Consider the following 5,790-nt stretch of genomic DNA (forward strand, 5'->3'; position numbering starts at 1 on the left):
GTACCAACAATCTAGGGGGCTTTGAAGGTGGTATGACCAATGGGCAACCTATCGTTGTTCGTGGCGTCATGAAACCTATTCCTACTCTTTATAAGCCTCTTATGAGTGTGGATATCGAAACCCACGAACCTTATAAGGCAACCGTGGAGAGAAGTGATCCGACCGCTCTTCCAGCTGCAGGAGTGGTTATGGAAGCTGTTGTGGCAACGGTTTTGGCACAAGAAATCCTCGAAAAATTCTCATCAGATAATCTTGAGGAACTAAAAGAAGCGGTAGCCAAACACCGAGACTATACAAAGAACTATTAAGGAGTTCCTATGGCAAAAACAATCTATATCGCAGGCCTTGGTCTGATTGGAGCCTCTATGGCACTTGGTATCAGACGCGATCATCCAGATTATGAAATTTTAGGTTATAATCGCAGTCAAGCTTCGAGAGATATCGCCTTGAAAGAAGGCATGATTGACCGTGCAACTGATGATTTTGCTAGTTTTGCTCCTCTGGCTGATGTCATCATTTTGACCTTGCCAATAAAGCAAACCATTTCCTTTATTAAGGAGTTGGCCAACTTGGACTTGAAAGAAGGGGTCATTATTTCAGATGCTGGTTCGACCAAGTCAGCCATTGTGGATGCGGCGGAGCAGTATTTTGCTGGTAAGCATGTTCGCTTTGTCGGGGCTCATCCCATGGCTGGTAGTCACAAGACAGGGGCTGCTTCTGCGGATGTCAATCTCTTTGAAAATGCCTATTATATCTTTACACCTTCAAGCCTGACAGGTCAGGATACGCTTGAGGAAATGAGGGACTTGCTTTCAGGTCTTCATGCCCGTTTTATCGAGATTGATGCCAAGGAGCATGATCGTGTCACTTCTCAGATTAGCCATTTTCCTCATATTCTGGCTTCCAGTCTCATGGAACAGACCGCGGTCTATGCTCAAGAACATGAGATGGCAAGGCGTTTTGCGGCCGGTGGTTTTCGAGATATGACTCGGATTGCGGAAAGCGAGCCAGGTATGTGGACTTCTATTCTCTTGTCCAATAGTGAAACTATTCTGGAGCGAATTGCGGATTTCAAGGAGCGTTTGGAAGCGATTGGTCAGGCCATCAGCAAGGGAGATGAAGAGCAGATCTGGAACTTTTTCAACCAAGCGCGTGAGCAACGTCAGGCCATGGAAATCCATAAGCGTGGTGGTGTGGACAGCTCTTATGACCTCTATGTCGATGTTCCCGATGAAGAAGATGTCATCTTGAGGATTTTGGAACTACTACGTGGAACTTCCTTGGTCAATATTCATATCAACGAGGAAAACCGTGAAGATATTCACGGGATTCTACAAATTTCATTTAAAAATGCTCAAGACTTAGAACGCGCCGAGCACCTCATAACAGAAAATACCGACTACACAGTCGTTGTCAAATAAGGAGAAAATCATGTCAAATATTTACGATAGTGCAAACGAACTCAGTCGCGGTTTACGCGAATTACCAGAATACAAGGCGGTTAAAGCAGCTAAAGATGCGATTTCGGCAGATGCTGAGGCAAGCAAAATATTTACAGAATATGTTGCCTTTCAAGAGGAAATTCAAAAACTAGCACAGACAGGTCAAATGCCAGACGCTTCCTTCCAAGCGAAGATGGAAGGCTTTGGTAAGCAGATTCAGGGGAACAGCCTCTTGTCAGAATTCTTTACCAAGCAACAACAATTGGCGATTTACCTTTCTGACATTGAAAAAATTGTTTTTGAACCAGTTTCAGAATTGCTAAAATAAGAAAATAACTATCATAAAGTCAGAAATTTTAAGGAATTTCTGGCTTTTTATGATAAAATAGGTAAAAGTATTGCAAGTATGAGGTCCATTATGAAACTAAAAACAAACATTCGCCACTTACACGGCAGCATCCGCGTCCCAGGTGACAAGTCTATCAGCCACCGTTCCATTATCTTTGGAAGTTTGGCTGAGGGTGAGACTAAGGTTTATGATATTCTGCGAGGTGAAGACGTTCTTTCGACCATGCAGGTTTTTCGTGACCTTGGTGTAGAGATTGAGGATAAAGATGGGGTTATTACCATTCAAGGTGTCGGTATGGACGGCTTAAAAGCGCCACAAAATGCCCTTGATATGGGAAATTCTGGAACCTCGATTCGCCTGATTTCAGGTGTCCTTGCTGGTGCAGACTTTGAAGTAGAGATGTTCGGAGACGACAGTCTATCCAAACGTCCTATGGATCGTGTGACTATTCCACTGAAAAAAATGGGCGTCAGCATTTCAGGGCAAACTGAGCGAGACCTGCCTCCCCTTCATTTAAAAGGGACGAAAAATCTAAGACCTATTCATTATGAATTGCCAATTGCCTCTGCCCAAGTCAAGTCAGCCTTGATGTTTGCGGCCTTGCAGGCTCAGGGAGAGTCAGTGATTATCGAAAAAGAGTGCACCCGTAATCATACTGAAGATATGTTGCAACAATTTGGTGGCCATTTAAGTGTGGACGGCAAGAAAATCACAGTCCAAGGACCACAAAAATTGTCAGGACAAAAGGTGGTTGTTCCAGGAGATATTTCCAGTGCAGCTTTTTGGTTAGTCGCAGGTTTGATTGTTCCAAATTCTCGTGTGGTTCTTAAGAATGTGGGCATCAACGAAACGCGTACCGGTATTATTGATGTCATTCGTGCCATGGGTGGAAAATTGGAAATGACTGAAATTGACCCAGTCGCTAAATCTGCTACCTTAACTGTTGAGTCTTCATACCTCAAAGGAACAGAGATTGGTGGTGCCTTGATTCCACGCTTGATTGATGAATTGCCAATTATCGCTCTTCTGGCGACTCAGGCCCAAGGTGTCACAGTTATCAAAGATGCTGAGGAACTCAAGGTCAAGGAAACAGACCGCATTCAGGTTGTGGCAGACGCTTTAAATAGCATGGGAGCAGATATTACTCCTACAGCTGATGGAATGATTATCAAAGGGAAATCAGTCCTTCACGGTGCTAGAGTCAATACGTTTGGTGACCATCGTATCGGAATGATGACAGCCATTGCAGCCCTTTTGGTTGCAGATGGAGAAGTGGAGCTTGACCGTGCTGAAGCCATCAATACCAGCTATCCTAGCTTCTTTGATGATTTGGAGAACTTGATTCATGGCTAAGGTATTACTAGGATTTATGGGGGCTGGCAAATCGACTATTGCAAGAGGATTGGATCCTAATTACCTTGATATGGATGCTCTGATTGAGAAGCGCCTAGGTATGTCCATTGCGAATTTTTTCTCTGAAAAGGGAGAAGCGACCTTTCGTCAGATAGAATCAGAAGTCCTAGCTGATTTACTACAAATAGACCAAGTCGTGTCAACTGGAGGAGGGGTTGTCATTTCTCAACAAAATCGCAACTTACTCAAGACGAATTCTGATAATATCTACCTGAAAGCAGATTTTGAAACCCTCTACCAACGTATCGCAGCTGATCAGGACAATCAGCGTCCGCTTTTTCTAAATAATAGCAAGGAAGAACTTGCAGCTATTTTCCAAGAAAGACAGGCTTGGTATGAGGAAGTGGCCAGTCGGGTTTTGGATGTAACCAAGCTAAGCCCAGAGGAAATTATAGAGGAACTGAGATGAAAATTGCTTATTTAGGTCCCAAGGGATCATTTTCACACCATGTTGTGCAGACTGCTTTTCCTCATGAGGAATTGCAGGCCTTTGCCAATATTACAGATGTCATCAAGGCCTATGAGCAAGGCTTGGTGGACTATTCTGTGGTGCCAGTTGAAAACTCTATCGAGGGTAGTGTTCATGAAACCTTGGACTACCTTTTTCATCAGGCTCGCATTCAAGCAGTAGCAGAAATTGTTCAGCCTATTCATCAGCAGTTGATGGTGGTTCCAGGCCATACTAAGATTGAAAAGATTTTTTCTCATCCACAGGCCTTGGCTCAAGGAAAGAAATTCATCGATGAACAGTATCCAGAGGCCCAAATCGAGGTAACAGCTAGTACAGCCTATGCGGCACGCTATATTTCCGAACATCCAGATCAACCCTTTGCGGCTATTGCGCCTAGAAGTTCTGCTGAAGAATATGGCTTGGAACTGATTGCCGAGGATATTCAGGAAATGGAAGCCAATTTCACACGTTTTTGGGTGCTAGGATCCGAAATTCCTACTATTCCCTTGCAAGCACAAACTGAAAAAATGAGTTTAGCTTTGACCTTACCTGACAACCTTCCAGGTGCACTCTACAAGGCTCTTTCGACCTTTGCTTGGCGAGGAATTGACCTGACAAAAATTGAAAGTCGTCCACTCAAGACAGCGTTGGGCGAATACTTTTTCATCATCGATGTGGACTATACTGATAAGGCCTTGGTCCAATTTGCCCAAAAAGAATTAGAAGCGATTGGAATCCAGTATAAAATTCTGGGTGCCTATCCTATTTATCCAATATCAGACCATGGAAAGGAGAGAAGATGAGTAAAGAAAATCCTCTCAGTCATCATGAAAAATTACGTTATGATTATTTGCTAAAAAATATTCACTATCTCAATGAGAGAGAAAAAAATGAGTTTGCCTATTTGCAAGAAAAGCTAACTCTTTCTAGGGTAAATAGTGGTTCCAGCTTGGAACAAGAAAGAGAAGAGCAGGTTGACTTACCAAGCTATGCGAACCGGAGTCGCTCACAATCCAAATCACAAACACTCCCTTCCCCTCCCAAAAGAAAAGACGGAAGCTCCGTCTTAAACGCATTTTTATGGTGATTTTTTCACTTCTGGTCTGTGTAGCTTTGGCCATGGTATTCATGTTTTTGCGTGGTTACCAAGATGCTAGTGCAAAGAAAACTGCTGATGCCAAGGCAGCACAGGTTCAAGTCTTTAATGGTCAGGACACTAGAGATGGAGTTAATATTTTGATTATGGGGACGGACGGTCGAATCGGTCAAAATAGTGCTGAGACACGGACGGACTCTATTATGGTATTAAATGTCGGAGGTTCGGACAAGAAAATGAAGCTAGTCAGTTTCATGCGTGATAATTTGGTCTATATAGATGGTTATAGTCAAGTGATTAACGGTAGAAAACAGACGGATAACAAGTTAAACGTAGCCTATGAGTTAGGAGAACAAGAGGGGCAAAAAGGGGCAGAAATGGTTCGTCAAGTCTTGAAAGATAATTTTGACTTGGATATTAAGTACTATGCCTTGGTTGATTTTCAGGCCTTTGCAACAGCGATTGACACGCTTTTCCCTGATGGGGTGACAATTGATGCCCAATTTTCAACATTGAATGGGCGTCCACTAACAGAAGCTACAGTCGGAGATGATTTACACGCTACTGAGACTGAGTCTCCAACCCAAACCATCAAAGTCGGAAAACAGCAGATGAATGGCTCTACCTTGCTCAATTATGCTCGTTTCCGTGATGATGATGAGGCGGATTACGGCCGTACCAAAAGACAGCAACAAGTTTTAACAGCAATTTTAGAGCAAATTAAAGATCCCACTAAACTTTTCACTGGTTCTGAAGCTCTTGGAAAGGTTTTTGCTATGACCTCAACCAATGCACCCTATACTTTCCTCCTAACAAACGGTTTATCTGTTTTGGATGGAGCAAAAAATGGTATTGAAAAATTGACGATTCCAGAACTAGGTGACTGGGTAGATGCCTATGATGTTTATGGAGGCTTGGGCTTGCTTGTCGATCAAAACAAGTATCAGAATAAATTGTCTCAGATGGGTTTGAGATAAGATAAGACAGAAAAATCAAAGTTTGATAGCTATTTGAATAGCAGTCAGGCTTTGATTTTTAC

6 protein-coding genes and 1 pseudogene are annotated in these 5,790 nt (G+C 43.0%); all 7 read left to right on the plus strand.

What is annotated here, in order from left to right:
- Positions 1-308, plus strand: a 308-nt coding sequence (locus SMIDD26_RS02540; RefSeq protein WP_134990140.1) for a chorismate synthase, incomplete at its 5' end; no start/stop codon positions are given.
- Positions 309-317: 9 nt separating this feature from the next.
- Complete coding sequence (locus SMIDD26_RS02545; protein WP_061438814.1) at positions 318-1,421, plus strand: prephenate dehydrogenase; 1,104 nt, start codon at positions 318-320, stop codon at positions 1,419-1,421.
- A gap of 10 nt (positions 1,422-1,431) precedes the next feature.
- Positions 1,432-1,770, plus strand: coding sequence for a YlbF/YmcA family competence regulator (locus SMIDD26_RS02550; RefSeq protein WP_000065978.1), 339 nt, complete (start codon positions 1,432-1,434; stop codon positions 1,768-1,770).
- 90 nt (positions 1,771-1,860) lie between these two features.
- On the plus strand, positions 1,861-3,144 hold the full coding sequence (gene aroA / locus SMIDD26_RS02555) for a 3-phosphoshikimate 1-carboxyvinyltransferase (RefSeq protein ID WP_061438815.1): 1,284 nt from the start codon (positions 1,861-1,863) through the stop codon (positions 3,142-3,144).
- Positions 3,137-3,613, plus strand: a complete 477-nt coding sequence (locus SMIDD26_RS02560; RefSeq protein ID WP_061438816.1) for a shikimate kinase — start codon at positions 3,137-3,139, stop codon at positions 3,611-3,613. The genes aroA and SMIDD26_RS02560 overlap by 8 nt, the downstream gene beginning before the upstream one ends.
- Positions 3,610-4,458, plus strand: a complete 849-nt coding sequence (pheA, locus tag SMIDD26_RS02565) for a prephenate dehydratase (protein WP_061438817.1) — start codon at positions 3,610-3,612, stop codon at positions 4,456-4,458. The genes SMIDD26_RS02560 and pheA overlap by 4 nt, the downstream gene beginning before the upstream one ends.
- Positions 4,455-5,728 (plus strand): annotated as a pseudogene (gene psr / locus SMIDD26_RS02570) (polyisoprenyl-teichoic acid--peptidoglycan teichoic acid transferase Psr). The gene pheA and the pseudogene psr overlap by 4 nt, the downstream one beginning before the upstream one ends.
- Positions 5,729-5,790: the final 62 nt, after the last annotated feature.

Origin of the sequence: Streptococcus mitis, assembly GCF_001579035.1 — a bacterium.
Lineage (GTDB): Bacteria > Bacillota > Bacilli > Lactobacillales > Streptococcaceae > Streptococcus > Streptococcus mitis_J.